This is a genomic window from Halodesulfovibrio spirochaetisodalis, assembly GCF_001672295.1.
GTDB lineage: Bacteria > Desulfobacterota > Desulfovibrionia > Desulfovibrionales > Desulfovibrionaceae > Halodesulfovibrio > Halodesulfovibrio spirochaetisodalis.
The window spans coordinates 66,767-81,271 of record NZ_JXMS01000002.1; the positions used below are offsets into that span (position 1 = coordinate 66,767).

At 45.6% G+C, this 14,505-nt stretch carries 10 protein-coding genes; 5 read left to right on the forward strand and 5 right to left on the reverse strand.

The genetic code is table 11. The features are described 5' to 3' along the window. Positions 1-208: 208 nt before the first annotated feature. The 4 genes from ald to SP90_RS01600 all read right to left on the reverse strand — a co-directional run bounded on the left by ald (position 209) and on the right by SP90_RS01600 (position 6,115). Positions 209-1,321 (reverse strand): alanine dehydrogenase, encoded by a 1,113-nt coding sequence (ald, locus tag SP90_RS01585; protein ID WP_066851866.1) that lies wholly within the window; start codon positions 1,319-1,321, stop codon positions 209-211. A gap of 27 nt (positions 1,322-1,348) precedes the next feature. Beyond that, positions 1,349-2,719 (reverse strand): aminotransferase family protein, encoded by a 1,371-nt coding sequence (locus tag SP90_RS01590; protein ID WP_066851869.1) that lies wholly within the window; start codon positions 2,717-2,719, stop codon positions 1,349-1,351. A gap of 148 nt (positions 2,720-2,867) precedes the next feature. Continuing rightward, positions 2,868-4,346, reverse strand: coding sequence for an APC family permease (locus SP90_RS01595; protein ID WP_066851871.1), 1,479 nt, complete (start codon positions 4,344-4,346; stop codon positions 2,868-2,870). Positions 4,347-4,573: 227 nt separating this feature from the next. Continuing rightward, positions 4,574-6,115 (reverse strand): aldehyde dehydrogenase family protein, encoded by a 1,542-nt coding sequence (locus SP90_RS01600; RefSeq protein WP_066851873.1) that lies wholly within the window; start codon positions 6,113-6,115, stop codon positions 4,574-4,576. A 602-nt stretch (positions 6,116-6,717) separates the two neighbouring features. On the opposite strand from SP90_RS01600, the gene SP90_RS01605 reads away from it, so the two are divergent. From SP90_RS01605 to SP90_RS01625, 5 genes are all read left to right on the forward strand, one after another. Then, complete coding sequence (locus tag SP90_RS01605) at positions 6,718-7,311, forward strand: GDSL-type esterase/lipase family protein (RefSeq protein ID WP_066851874.1); 594 nt, start codon at positions 6,718-6,720, stop codon at positions 7,309-7,311. An 86-nt stretch (positions 7,312-7,397) separates the two neighbouring features. Next, positions 7,398-11,075 (forward strand): ATP-binding protein, encoded by a 3,678-nt coding sequence (locus tag SP90_RS01610; protein ID WP_066851876.1) that lies wholly within the window; start codon positions 7,398-7,400, stop codon positions 11,073-11,075. Between the two features lie 18 nt (positions 11,076-11,093). Then, on the forward strand, positions 11,094-12,887 hold the full coding sequence (locus SP90_RS01615; protein WP_231895517.1) for a sigma 54-interacting transcriptional regulator: 1,794 nt from the start codon (positions 11,094-11,096) through the stop codon (positions 12,885-12,887). Between the two features lie 95 nt (positions 12,888-12,982). Beyond that, entirely contained in the window at positions 12,983-13,300 is a 318-nt protein-coding gene (locus tag SP90_RS01620) for a DUF6694 family lipoprotein (RefSeq protein WP_066851879.1), read from the forward strand. 7 nt (positions 13,301-13,307) lie between these two features. Continuing rightward, on the forward strand, positions 13,308-13,667 hold the full coding sequence (locus SP90_RS01625; RefSeq protein ID WP_066851881.1) for a hypothetical protein: 360 nt from the start codon (positions 13,308-13,310) through the stop codon (positions 13,665-13,667). 206 nt (positions 13,668-13,873) lie between these two features. Here SP90_RS01625 and SP90_RS01630 read toward each other — a convergent pair whose 3' ends face one another. Continuing rightward, on the reverse strand, positions 13,874-14,323 hold the full coding sequence (locus SP90_RS01630; RefSeq protein WP_066851883.1) for a VOC family protein: 450 nt from the start codon (positions 14,321-14,323) through the stop codon (positions 13,874-13,876). Positions 14,324-14,505: the final 182 nt, after the last annotated feature.

Genomic DNA, 14,505 nt, shown 5'->3' on the forward strand with positions numbered 1-14,505 from the left:
TAGTTGTTATGTACTCATCTGAAACGGGTAATTACAGATGAGGAGTTATTGTTGCTATTAAGTGGTACCGCAACAATGGGGAGAACAGTTTCTCTTGCTGCGGGAAAACTGTTCTGGTTTGTGAGTATAGTACTGAACTGGATATCCTCTACAATGTTGCTACTCTATGTGTATCAAGAACTGTTTGAGCAGCGGGGTGATCTAGTTACTATAAGACCTCACTTGCTGGTGTGTATGGGAGATCAAAGGCATCACATACGGCTCTATATGTAAGTTTGCCTTCATGAACATTGAGTCCGAGCTTTATCTCTTTGTTATCGATACAGGCTTGTTTCCAGCCTTTGTTTGCAATTTCAATGGTATATGGAAGTGTTGCGTTGGTGAGTGCCATGGTGGATGTCATTGGCACAGCACCCGGGATGTTGGCAACGCAGTAGTGGACTACGCCATCTACTTCGTATGTAGGTTCTGTGTGGGTGGTTGGCTTGGAAGTTTCAAAGCAGCCGCCCTGATCGATTGCAACGTCTACCAGTGCAGAGCCTTTCTTCATGAGCTTCAGATCGTCGCGGGTGATAACAGCAGGAGCTTTTGCGCCCGGGATTAATACAGCACCCACTACAAGATCCATTTCAGGAAGCAGACGCTGAATAGCGCCTTTAGAAGACATGAGTGTAGTGCAGTTTGCAGGCATTACATCATCCAGATAGCGCAGGCGATCGAGGTTGATGTCCATGAGATATACCTGTGCACCGAGACCGCACGCCATCTTAGCTGCCTGTACTCCGACAACGCCGCCGCCGATAACCATAACCTTGGCAGGCTCAACACCAGGAACGCCACCAAGTAACTTACCAAGGCCACCATTTGTTTTTTCAAGAGCTTTGGCACCTTGCTGGATAGCCATACGCCCTGCAACTTCTGACATCGGTGTAAGAAGCGGAAGGGATTTGTCTGCTTTTTGAATAGTCTCGTATGCAATGCAGGTTGCACCGGATTCCATCAGAGCTTTTGTCTGCGGTTCATCCGCTGCAAGATGCAGATAGGTAAAGAGGATTTGTCCCTTACGGAGCATACCGTATTCTGAAGGCTGAGGCTCTTTAACGTGCATCACCATGTCTGCTTTCTTGAAAATTTCAGCAGGTGTTTCAATCATGGTTGCACCAGCAGCGATATATTCTTCATCACTGAAGCCGGAGCCTACACCGGCATTTTTTTCAACCAGCACACTGTGACCGTTAGCGATAACAGCAATAACGCCTGCCGGAGTCATGCAGACGCGGTTTTCTTTGACCTTAATTTCTTTAAGAATCCCAATAATCATTACGTTGTCCTTACATGGATTAGTTATTTATAGCGCTGCAAGAGCGTTATCTACTGCGGTTACAATTTCATCGATATCTGCTTTTGTGGAGATAAGCGCAGGGCTGAAGCAGAGGTTGTTGTTGTATTTTTCGAATGAACGGTTGGTTCGTCCGATGATTACACCGTTCTGCATACAGTGGCCTGCAATCTTCATGGTGACAGTTTCATCAACCGGCTCTTTTGTGGTGCGGTCTTTTACCAATTCCATTCCTTGGAAGAGGCCGACTCCACGGACATCACCGATAATGTCATATTTGTCTTTCAGTTCAAAAAGACGGTCCTGCATATACGCACCCATGGTCGTTACATTTTCAAGAAGGTTTTCTTCTTCAACGATTCGCATGTTTTCAAGTGCAGCAGCAGGGCCTGCTGTGCAGCCACCAAATGTGGATATGTCGCGGAAATAACGTTCACGGTCTGATGGATCTGCCTTAAACTGCTCAAAGATTTTTTCAGTGGTAACAGTACAGGATATAGCTGCATAGCCAGAGGCAACTCCTTTTGCCATGGTTACCATGTCTGGCGTGAAGTCGTAGTTCTGGTAGCCAAACCACTTACCTGTACGTCCGATGCCGCATACAACTTCATCAATGTGGAGCAGGACATCGTATTTGTCGCAGATCTCGCGAATAATCGGGAAGTACTCAGGTGCAGGAGGGATAACACCGCCGCCTGCCGTAATAGGCTCAAGAATGATGCCACCGACAGTGTCTGGCCCTTCTTTTAGAATAAGCGTTTCCAAAGCGCGGGCGCACTCGATATCACAATTACCGTATTCTTTACCGAACGGGCAGCGGTAGCAGCAGCAATGTTCCAGTTCTGCAAAGCCAGAAAGGAAGGGGCCGTACTGCGCTTTACGTTCGGACTGACCTGTTGAGCTTAGTGCAGCAATGGTTGTTCCGTGGTAGTCACGGTCTCTGTAAATAATTTTGTGTTTCTTACCGTTGTTGTTGAAGTGAGCAAGCTGGCGGATGATCTTGTATGCTTTTTCGTTCGCTTCGGAACCGGAGTTGGAATAGTACACTCGGCTGAAGCCCGGCATTTTATCGATCAATTGATCAGCAAATTGTGCTGCGGGAACATTACCCGCGGTATTAGCAAAGTAGCAGAGCTTAACAAGCTGGTCGCGTACAGCATCAGCCATGGACTCACGTCCGTAGCCGACGTTAACAGTCCATACTCCGCCGGAAACAGCATCAAGATATTCTTTGCCCTTGGCATCTGTGATGCGCATGCCTTTGCCTTCTACAAAAACTGGCGGGTCGTTTTGTTCAAACGGTTTATGCTGGGTGATGTGGTGCCAGCAACGTTCTTTGTCATTTTCAACAGCTTTGATTGGATCAAATGGGTTGCTCATAGGATTATTCCTTGTAGATACATAGTGTTGGAAGGCGCAATGTCTGAGCGCCTTGATGTAGTAAATTTGCGTGGGTATCAGTGATGACCGGAGAATCTGGCAAGAGATTCTCCGGTCAAGAAGGAAGGTGAATGGAATTAGTTGCTTGTTAGTTCTCTGCTGTACGGGAGCCGGTAGCTTTTTCTTCTGTATCAAAGAACACAGGAATAGAGCTGTCACCGAAGATGCTTCCGCGGATTTCAAGTTCTGGAGTGTTACGTACCGTTGGGATTTGGATCATGTAGAATCCAATGCCCATAACAACCCAGATAACCATGAGGATCCAAGGCTCTGTGCCGATGATAGCCGGAGAGCCGGGAACAGTGAGCATTCCGAGGATAATGAAGGAAGCTACTGCGCCAAGAACGCTAACCATGTTTTTCTCTCCACGTGCTGCAAACATTTTGTAGCTTGCAAGGCAGGTAAACATATACGCGATAACAGTTCCTACTGAACACATGTCAACAATCCATCCAACAACAGCACGTCCTGCCCAAGGTGTGAGAAGGCTGATGGCGATTGTGAAGATAATTGCGTTATGCGGAGTGTGGTAGGTTGGGTGAACTTCTCCGAACCACTGTGGAAGGAATTTACCGCGGGCAATGGAGAAGATGAGTCGTGTTGTAGCAAGGTAGAATCCGTTCATGCCTGTACAGACAGCACCGAGAACAGCTGTGCCGAGCACAACACTACCGAATTTACCAAGTGCCAAGTGGGCAACAGCACCGGTAGCCCAGGCGTGATCCTGAGCGAGCAGCTCTTTGTATGGAATAACGCTGCCAACGCAGAATGTAACAAGTGTGTACAGAAGAGCTCCGATACCGATTGCGCCGAGCATAAGAACACGTGCTTTTTTAGGTGAGAAAGAGAATTCTTCTGCTGCTTGCGGAATAGTATCGAACCCTACGAACAGAAATGGTGCGATGGCGACAACTGTTACGATTGCAGCGATCTTGGATTTTCCTTCAGCAAAGTGAGGAATAAGGTTTGAAAACGCGAATGTGTCAGTGCTGACCACACCGAATGTCATAGCGATTACGCCGAAGGTAAGGGCAAATGCGAGAATAAGCTGAATACTGCCGGCAACACTTACACCACGGTAGTTCATGATGCCGAACATGAGGATGGCTGCGGACATAATGAGGACTTCGCCTACATATACGTCCCAACCGGCAGCGGTGTACAGGTAACCGAATTCAAATACCCCCGGCATGAGGAAACGTGCCAGAAGTGCAATTGCAGAGGCGTTGATACCGACAATGCTTAAGTATCCAAGAACCAGCGCCCACCCACAGACGAAGGCTCCGGTTGGGCCAAAACCGGCATATGCGTAGGCAAATTCACCACCGGCAACAGGGTAGTGCTCAATCATATGACTGTAGCTGAGGGCTACAATACTCATGACGACACCACCAATGGCGAAGGCTATGATAGTGGCCAGAGGGCCTGCATTAGGCAGAAAGGATATGCCGGGAAGTACAAAGCAGCCCCAGCCGACGATACAGCCCAGAGCCAGTGCTCCAACCTGCCAGGGAGATAGGCTTTTTTCCAGTTTGCCACGTTCTGAGTTTTGAGATGTTCCAGCCATGATAACTCCTCGTTTGGATATACGGTTTGCGCATTGAGCGCGATTCTTCCTCCGATGGCGGACATTCATAAGCGTCTACGTGTAACGTGCTGATATGAAATATAAACAATTTCAAAAGAACGCGGATAAAATGTATCCGCAATATGTGTGCTGGTGAGAGGCAGACGCCTATAGAAATTAAGAAGGAAGCCCGCGTGAAAGCAGGCTTCCCTGAGGCTTGCAACTAACTACGATGCTACACAGCTTCGTACATTAGCGTTCGCAGGTTTTGCTTTACCGGCACGGACTTCCGGATCCGGGTGGTACGTGCGGACGGTGACAACTTTGTTCTGGGTGTAGAAATCTACCGCATCTTTTCCCTGAACTTTATCGGTGCCCACGAGGGAACCTTTGATGCCGCCAAATGGTAAATATGGATGCGGAGCACAGATACCGACGTTTACGCCGATCATGCCAACCTCTGCCTCACGGCTGAAGGTTTCCGCGTAGTGCATATTCTGTGTAAAAATACATGCTCCGTTACCAAACTCGGAGCCGTTGATGAGATTGACCGCGTCATCCAGATCTGTAACTTTTACAATGGATACCAACGGGCCGAAGACTTCAGTAGAGAACACAGGGTTACAAGGTGTTACATCCTTGAGTACTGTTGGCCCCACATAGAAGCCGTTTTTATCTTTTTCCGGTACATCAGGGTTACGTCCGTCAAGAAGGAGTGAGCAGCCGCCACCGTGTTCAAGGGCGATATCGACGTATTTTTCTACATTCTCTTTTGCATCCTTACTGATGAGTGGCCCCATGTAGACACCGTCGTCCATGGCGTTCCCCACAACGACCTTCTTGGATGCTTCAAGGATGCGTTCGCATACTTCATCATATACTTCAGGAACAACACCAACGATGGAACCGGCAAGGCAGCGCTGCCCTGCTGAGCCGTAACAGGAGTTAAGGAAGTTATCGATAAAGATGTCCATATCAGTATCTTCCATTACAAGGAGCATGTTCTTTGCTCCGCCAAGAAGCATGGAGCGTTTTGCATTGGCACCAGCTGCTTTAGCCATGGCTTTAGCTGTAGGTGTTGAGCCAACGAGGCAAACACCTGCGACACGTGCGTCTTCATACCAAGGAGCAGCAACGCTGCGGCTGCCGTAGATAACGTTTATGACACCTGCAGGGATTTGAAGCTCCATGAAGATTTCGATCATCTTCTGCATAAAGAGTGGAGATTGAGTGGACGGCTTGTAGATGAATGTGTTGCCAGTTGCGATTGCAACAGGAATAAACCATCCGAAAACAAGCGCCGGGAAGTTGAACGGAGCTACACCGCCAAAGACACCCAGTGGCTTCTTAACAACTTTACCGTTGATGTTATTGGCGATGTTATCGAGGGTGTCACCTTGAATAAGGGTAGGCACGCTCGCTGTGGCTTCAAGGATTTCAATAACTCTACGAACTTCACCACGGGCTTCGGAAATGTGTTTAGCCTGATCAATAGCAATGGAGTACGCAAGAGCTTCCTGTTCACGCTCCATCAATTCGCGCATTTTGAAGATATATCCCATGCGCTTGGCAATCGGGGTGTTTTTCCAGGTCTTGAATGCTTCCGCAGCAGTATCAATTGCAGTTTGTGCAAGAGCATCGCTACCCATAGGAACTTCACCGATAACTTCTCCAGTGGACGGGTTGTATAGTGGAGTAAAATCGGTACCTTTCTCTTCAACCCATTCACCGTTTATGTAGTGTTTGATGGTGTAAAATTCGTTTGCCATGAGAGAGACTCCTTATGTCCTGATCAGGTACGTGTGCACCCGGTTTTATGATCCAGTAAAAGGTTTCGCCTTAAACAAGGCACAGTATGTCTTCATCATTTGGGTTGGAAACGGTACGGGTCTTATCCCATTGTGTCGCCCGTACACAGTTTCCAAAGATATATGCTGAAATCATCTCTCTAAGAGCAAAGTTGAGACCAACTTGAAATTCTCTGTTTTATATTCTTTAAAATAAGGGTGTTACCTGTTTGAAGCCTTCGGCTGGGTATGCATGGCTTTTTTTCGCTCAGTGTTATACGGGGCAAGGAAGCCCCTTGATTGCATGAGGGTGGTTTGGAGGGCTTGGATTATCATGGGGATCAATGGGGCATTTTTGCCACGTGAAAAACATTCTTATGAAAGTGTCGTATGTGTGGGGATAAGCACGGGGCAAAAAAGCCACATTGCAAGATGCGTTATTAGCGTTCCTTAATGAAAATGGGGCTGCCTTATAGAAGTAAGGATGTAATAGCAGCTTTTAGCAGGAGAATCGGAACAGTTTTCTTGGTGTGATCTTTGCTCAGTAGTTTTTGGATGGAAAACCTTATTACGCAGGAGACACTATGAAGACGTTCTTTTTCTTTGGAGATTCCCTGACATTAGGGGTGAATGACAAAAGCATGCTCGGCTGGACAGGGCGTTTTGCTGCAACTGTAGGCTTACCCGTTCCACCAACTACTTTTTATAATTTAGGGGCGCGAAAAAATACCAGTCAGGCTGTTGCGTCCCGCTGGAAGTCTGAAGTGGATCGAAGAACATTGCCTGAATCGGATGTGCGGCTGATGTTCTGTTTTGGTGTTGTTGATATGGCAGCACCACAGGGGGATGTGCTTGTTCCCCTCGAGCAATCTGTAGCGAATTTGAAAGCTGTTTTGGATGATGCTGTTTCGGCGTTCTCTCAAAACAATGTTCGTGTTCTCAGCCCGTTTCCTGTGACACAGGAAGAACATTGTGATCGTGTTGAAGCTTTGAGCGCTGCGTATGCAGCTGTGTGCAGGGACGCGGGAGTGGTATATATCGATATTTTGTCGCACCTTGTTGGAACTGAAGCATACATGAATGACTTGAGTGACGGGATTCATCCGGGAGGGCGCGGGTGTGCGATAATTGCAGAATACTTGCAGCAGCAAGGTATGCTGGCTGACTGGCTTATGTAAGTAACATTTCAGTGCCTTCACGGCGTGACGCCTGATAATGCGTGTCGTTTCCGGTGAAGGCGCTGTTGTACTGTAGGAGAGAAACCATGCGTGTGCGGTCGCTCATTGTTCTTGGCATAATTCTTTTATTGATAGGGCTACACTTTACCTATCAGAAAGTGTTGGAGCATCTTAATGATACAGAAGCTGCGGTGGAGCGGATTATTGAGAATAAAGAATTTGTCTGGGCAAACTATACCGAGAAAGAGCGCGCATGGTTATCAAAAAACAATACGGTTAATGTTGGAGTCGATAAGAATTTTTTCCCTATTGAAGGGCTAGATAACGAAGGACAATACATTGGGGTTGCCAGTGATTACCTGCGTATTCTCGAAAAATTGACAGGGCTTAGCTTTACTATTTCTGTTGCAGGAGACTGGTCCAACGTGTTGGCAGCTGTTAAGTCAGGTAAACTCGACATGCTTGCAGCTCTTGCCCCAAGTCCAAACCGTTCTGAATATCTCGCTTTTACAGAATCATATATTGATATGCCCGGGATTATTGTTGTTCAGCGAGGCAGCGGAGAGGACTTAACTCTGGCTGACTTGAAGGGGAAAACCGTAGCAGTTGTAAAACGGTATGTGTGGCATGATCATCTGGAAGAGTTTTTTACAGGTATTAATCTTGATATCGTAAAAGACAGTCAGGAAGGGTTGCAGCATGTATCCTTCGGGCAGGCAGATGCAATGGTGGATTTTCAGTTTAGTATTACCCATAAAATTAAGCAGAGCGGTATTCTGAACTTACAGGTTGGGGGAGAGGTTGATTTAAAATCCGGCATAACAATGGGGGTACGAAAAGACCGTCTGATTTTACGTGGAATTTTAAACAAGGCACTTAAACACATAACAGCAGAAGAAAAAAACGCCATTGCTGGAAAGTGGTTAAAGGTCGTTGAAAGCAGCTCGATGTCGGACAGTGCCATTGCTGTGATGGTGGCCTTTACATTGAGTTTGGTCGTTGCCACCTGTTTTACATTACTCTGGAATATATCACTTAAACGAATTGTTGAACAACAAACGTGCAAGCTGAATCGGGAATTGACAAAGCGAGATAATGTGGAAGCTGCACTTCGCAAAAGTGAGGAGCGTTACCGCCGGATTTTTGAGAATATTCAGGATGTTTATTTTCAGGCAAAACTTGATGGTTCGATCAAAGAGGTTAGCCCTTCCGTAAAGCGTGTATTCGGATGCACGCCGGAAGAGGCACAGCAGCTATCTGTAGCAGATTTTATTGAACCTTCTGTGCTTGAAAATATGTGGAGTGAATTGCGCAAGAAAGGAGAGCTTGAAGACTATGCCTTTGTTTTTAAGTCCTCAAAAGAAAAGATATATTGTTCTGTGACAGGGAAATATCTGCGGAACAGCCTTGGGGAGCCAATAGAATTTGTGGGTTCAGTCCGCAACGTGACCACCCGTGTGCAATATGAGGAAATGCTTAGTAAGGCTAACCTTGAGCTTGAGTCACGTGTTGAAGAACGTACCCGTGATTTACAGACCATGAATGAAGCGTTGCAGCGCTCCAAAGAAGAGGCAGACGCGGCAACAAGAGCTAAAAGTCAGTTCCTTACCAGTATCAGCCATGAGCTCAGGACGCCACTACATGCAATTATTGCCTTTACCGAGCATGTCCGCTCCTTAGAATCGTCGTCCCTTGTCCGTAAATACCTTCGCAATATTCTCGACTCGTCATTTACTTTGCTGGATATCATCAATGATCTTCTGGATTTTTCAAAGATCGAAGCAGGGCACGTGGTGCTGGAGCGTGTACCATTTATGCTTGATCACTGTGTACAGCGGGTTTGCAACCTTGTTCTGGCACGGGCTGCTGCTCAGGATCTTGAGTTTATTGTTGATTTGCCGCCCACAGTTCCGGCTAAGCTTATTGGGGACTCCGGCAAATTGCAGCAGATCATTTTAAACATCGCCAGTAATGCCCTTAAATTTACCCCGTCCGGTGGAACTGTGACCCTTTCCTTTGACTATCACATAAAGGGGGAACAAGAGATATGGCTTCAGTGTTTCGTGCATGATACCGGCATCGGAATTCCTGAAGATTCACTTGACCAGTTGTTTGTTCCATTCCAGCAGCTTTCCGGCAGTGATCTCTATAGTTACGGAGGCACCGGACTTGGGCTGAGTATCTGCAAACGCTTTGTAGAGAGCATGGGGGGCGGGATAAGCGTGGAATCAGAAGAGGGGAAAGGAACCCTCTTTGCCTTCTCGGTGCCATTGCTTTTACAGAAAGATGCTATGGAGCGTCCTTCAGTACCGGAAGCGCTATCTAACCTCACCGCACTACTTGTTACTAAATCAGAACGTTCGGGAACGGCTATGCGGCGTCACTTTGATTATGTCTCAGTGAATACCGAGATCGCTTACGGGGTAGAGGCCGCAATTACACGTCTGAAGTCTGATGCACCTAAGCCTGATGTAATTTGTATAGGGCATAATATAGCAGCTTCGGAGCACCCTGAACGGTTGTTTAATTCAGAATATGATGAAGATATTCCAGTCTTAATGCTGGCAGCCAAAAACGATAAGTTGTCTCTTTCTGAGCGCTCATTGCCTGAGAGGGTTCATTTATTCACAGAGATTTTAACTCATAGGATGCTGCAGCATGCCTTATGTACTATTTTTGGCGCAGAACCACTTATTCCTTTGGAAGCAAGTACTCCATATGCAGAACGAACGGGTAACTGTGTTTTTAAAGGCGTAAAGATTCTTGCCGCAGAAGATACGCAGACCAACCGTGATATTTTACAATTACTGCTTAACCCCACCGGTGCAGAGATTGTCTTTGTGACGAATGGACTCGATGCAGTTGAAGCTGTTCGTCATAATTCCTTTGATGTCATTTTGATGGATGTGCAGATGCCCCAAATGAATGGTTGCGAGGCCGCTATGGCTATTCGCAAAGAGCTCGGGGTGGCAGATGTGCCGATCATTGCTCTTACTGCACATGCAGTGAAGGGAAGCCGGGAGAGGATGCTTGAGGCTGGTATGGAATTTTTCCTGACAAAGCCGTTTGGCAAGGATTCCCTGTATTCTGCCATAAATACTGCTTTGGGGACTCTGGGGCTTGCAGAAAATTATTGTTTATTAGCAGAGTGTTCGAGTCTAGTGTTGCCTTCTTCGATTGACAGTGAAGTGGCGAACCGTTTGGGCTTGCCACAGGATGAATACGATGTGTTGTTAAAACAGTTTGCCAAAGAGCATGAATGCACTGTCTCTTCTATGCAGAGCTTGGGGGATGAACAAGATTATTTGCAGCTTGAAGCAGAGGCGCATGCTTTTACCGGCGCAGCGTCTAATATCGGAGCAGGAGAATGTGCAGCGCTGGCTAAACAGATAGAATTGCATGCGGGCAGACTTACAGATGGTATTGGCAACGTGACTGATATTAACGACTTGTTAGTAACCCTGAATCGAGAGTTGCAGCTACTTGTTGAGGAAATTCACACGATGATTCCTGATAAAGATAGTCGTGATGGTCATAAGCTGGTGGCGCAGTCAATAGATGCTCATGACGATGTGCTTATTATGGAGCTGGCCAATGCGTTGGAGCTGACAAACCCCTTGCGAATTGAAGAGTTGCTGCCTCAGGCGGAGTCTTTATTGTCGTACGATGATTTTGCAGAACTTGAAGCACTGGTTATGGATTATGAATATGAGAAGGCACATTCATATTTATTACAGTGCTGGCAGACAGCAGTAAACGGATAGTGGAACGGGTAACAGGATATGACGATGAGAGATAAGCCGATTATTTTAGTTGTTGACGATAACCCGATCAATTTGCGTGTGCTGGTTAAGAATCTTCAGGCAGAATATGATTTACTGGTTTCAAAAAACGGTAACTCTGCATTAAAGAACGCTCTGAAGCATCTGCCGGATATAATTCTACTCGATATCATGTTGCCGGATATGGACGGTTTTTCTGTATGCGAAGCGCTGCAGCAGGATGAGAAAACAAGCTCGATCCCCATAATTTTTATTTCCAGTGTTCATGATCCGGTACAGAAAACCCGTGCATTTGCTGCTGGAGGTGTGGACTATGTAACCAAGCCGTTTCATCAGGCAGAAGTCATGGCGCGGGTACAGACGCACTTGCAGTTAAAAACAATGCGGGAAGTGCTGGAGCAGCAAAAGGAAGTTGTGAGCCAGCAACTGACAGAAAAAAACAGGCAGTTATCCACGTTGATGGATAACCTGTTTGGTATTGCCTACCGCAGTAATACTGATGCGGAGCGCACGATGCAGCTTATGAGTGTTGGAACGACGCCACTTACTGGGTATTCAGTCGAGCACTTTACACATAGCAGCGGAACCTCTTTTATGTCCGTTGTCTTGGAGAAAGATAGAGCAGAACTGAGCAGACGCATTGAAGAAGCGTTGTCCCGCAAAGAGCGGTTTGAATGTGAATACCGCATTGTGCTTAAAAATGGTGAACATAAATGGGTTCGAGAACAGGGAGTTGGTCTCTACAATGATGCTGGTGTGGCATACGCAGTAGAGGGCTTTATATCTGATGCCACAAAAAGTAAAACTCAGGAGCTGGGCATACGTAAGGAGAACTCTGCGTTAAAAAAGAAAATGCAGGCGCATTATCTTGAAAATATTGTCGGCGACTCCGAGCCGATGCAGAATCTGTATGAAATGATCCTCAAGGCCGCTGGGACAGATGACAATGTGATTGTATATGGCGAATCTGGAACAGGTAAGGAATTGGTTTCTCGTGCGGTGCATGACCATAGCACCCGCATTAATGGTAACTTTGTACCTGTTAACTGTGGAGCAATACCGGAGCACCTGTTTGAAAGTGAGTTTTTCGGCCATAAAAAAGGGGCATTTACCGGTGCTGTGGCAAACCGCCGAGGGTATCTGGAGCAAGCAGACGGTGGAACGCTTTTTCTTGATGAGCTTGGAGAGATAAGCCAACTCGGTCAGATTAAATTGCTTAGAGCCATTGAGGGTGGCGGGTTTACACCTGTCGGTGGTACAGGTGTTGTACATGTTAAGCCGCGCATTGTTGCCGCAACAAACCGTGACTTAATGGAGATGGTAACTGCCGGTGCCATGCGCAGCGATTTTTACTATAGAATTCATGTTGTTCCGATTTATATCCCGCCGTTGCGTGATCGTAAACAAGACATCCCTCAGTTGATAGAGCATTTTATGCGCATGTTCCCGAAACTGGATGAGTGCTCCCCTATTACACCGGAAGTTATGAATGCTTTTGTAACCTACGATTGGCCGGGTAATATTCGAGAATTGCAAAATGCCCTGCACCAATATCTCCATCTCGGGACGTTGGTTCTTGGTGGAGAGCAGATTATCAGCGGCTGCAGTTCCACGAGAAAGGATTGTATTCCACAGGAACCGTTAGAAAAGGCATTGGCACGTTTTGAACGCCAATACATAGTAGATGTTCTTAAGCATAATGCTTGGCGCAGAATGACAACAGCAAATACATTACAGATAGATCGAAAAACACTTTTCCGTAAAATGAAGCAGTATGACATTGTTGAGGGGTAAGTTTCTGGTTAGAGTAAAGCTATTAGATATAGCATGTATCTATATTTATTGACACATTTCTTTGGGTATGGTCTCTAATGGGAAAGGAGTGTGTAATGAGTAAAGTATGTATGAATGTTCTTATTTCTTTGTGTCTTATTTCATTTTTACTTTTGGGTGGCGGGTGTTCTTCTGCTCCGGAAATTGATGCTTCATCGGATGCAGCTTTTAAGGCATCAATACAAAATATTGTTAAATCTATACCGGAAAATAAGCGGAAAGAGTTTCAAAAGACAATCACAGGTATGGGCGTTCTTGTAGCACTTGCTAAAGAGGGGAATGAGAAAGAGATTCGTAAGTTCTTTGATGGAATGACTTACGATGATATTATGGAAAAGGCTCAAGAGATGCGCGAAAAAATGAGAAACCAATAATAATGTTATGAAAAAACTACTATTTGTTTTTTTATTTAGCGTAGTCGCTCTTCCTGTATTTGCCGCTGACTTTGTAAGCCCCATTAATTTTACACCGACTGATGAAAGTAAGAGGGCTGTAATTGAGTACATTAGACAGAACGTAAAGCAGGAATATTCCAAAATCGGGATGGATTCCGAAAGTACGCTACGTATGATGGAAAAGGAAAATTTGGTAGCATTCAAAAAATTGGTTACAGCTAACGATACAGAGTTACTAGCTCGAGTTATTGATCAATATTGCAGAATTGGAATGTGTAATTATGTGACGCTTCAAATGATGTATGAGCAAGAAGTAAAAGCAAAAGGTGAGTCCCTTAAATGGTAATACGCCTGTAGCTTCTTTTTTGTATCGAATCATGCTGCCATTGTATGAAATAAAAAAGCGCCCCTTGTGGTCGCTTTTTTATTTCAATGAGTTACGTTTTGTAACGACTTTTCCGTATTGTTGAAGTTAGGTTGCATTATAGGGAAGCTACGTAGTCTGAATGCCAAGGCGTAACGGATAGAATACTTCTTAAGATGATTAGCAAATTAGACAAATCCAAATCTTACAGGGTCTGGATTAAAGTATTGTTTTCCATCTTCGCTGAGTTCAGCCAGTTCAACAACATATCCACCTTGAGTTTCAAAACGACCTTGGAAGCCTATAGGAACTGGTGACTTAGCTTGGAGCACTTTCATCCCTTTTGCTTCAGCAAGTGTTAATGCTGCTTCCATGTCATCTGTCCAATACAATACTTTGGTACGTTCCAGATACTCAGGAAATCCTTCAAGAGATTCTGTGATGACAGCGGAGATATTTCCATAGGGTGAGAGCAGGGCGACAACTTGCAAGTTATTCAGTTTTGGCATGGTAAAAACATATTCTAATGTCGCTTCAAAATTCTCTAAGTAGTTTTTTACGAAGTCTGCTCCGTCAGATGGTTTTAAAAAGACACGGATATATTCTTTGCTGGTAAAAAGTGATGTAAGCTTGTCCATTACCTTTTCCTTATATTTATACGTTTGGATGTTTGCTATAAGGGGCGAGCCTTGTTGCGACCTTGTTGTTTTTTGAAGCAGAAGAGGGCAGAGGAGTCGTAAGTTCAATGCAACTTTTTCAATGAACCATACTGATAATAGTACTCTGCCTAAAAAAAGGTAATATTATTACATGCTATTGT

What these genes read in the sequence shown, in the direction of transcription:
- ald (WP_066851866.1), bottom strand. Translation starts at nt 1,321, where the DNA reads ATGATTATTGGGATTCTTAAAGAAATTAAGGTCAAAGAAAACCGCGTC.
- SP90_RS01590 (WP_066851869.1), bottom strand. Translation starts at nt 2,719, where the DNA reads ATGAGCAACCCATTTGATCCAATCAAAGCTGTTGAAAATGACAAAGAA.
- SP90_RS01595 (WP_066851871.1), bottom strand. Translation starts at nt 4,346, where the DNA reads ATGGCTGGAACATCTCAAAACTCAGAACGTGGCAAACTGGAAAAAAGC.
- SP90_RS01600 (WP_066851873.1), bottom strand. Translation starts at nt 6,115, where the DNA reads ATGGCAAACGAATTTTACACCATCAAACACTACATAAACGGTGAATGG.
- SP90_RS01605 (WP_066851874.1), top strand. Translation starts at nt 6,718, where the DNA reads ATGAAGACGTTCTTTTTCTTTGGAGATTCCCTGACATTAGGGGTGAAT.
- SP90_RS01610 (WP_066851876.1), top strand. Translation starts at nt 7,398, where the DNA reads ATGCGTGTGCGGTCGCTCATTGTTCTTGGCATAATTCTTTTATTGATA.
- SP90_RS01615 (WP_231895517.1), top strand. Translation starts at nt 11,094, where the DNA reads ATGACGATGAGAGATAAGCCGATTATTTTAGTTGTTGACGATAACCCG.
- SP90_RS01620 (WP_066851879.1), top strand. Translation starts at nt 12,983, where the DNA reads ATGAGTAAAGTATGTATGAATGTTCTTATTTCTTTGTGTCTTATTTCA.
- SP90_RS01625 (WP_066851881.1), top strand. Translation starts at nt 13,308, where the DNA reads ATGAAAAAACTACTATTTGTTTTTTTATTTAGCGTAGTCGCTCTTCCT.
- SP90_RS01630 (WP_066851883.1), bottom strand. Translation starts at nt 14,323, where the DNA reads ATGGACAAGCTTACATCACTTTTTACCAGCAAAGAATATATCCGTGTC.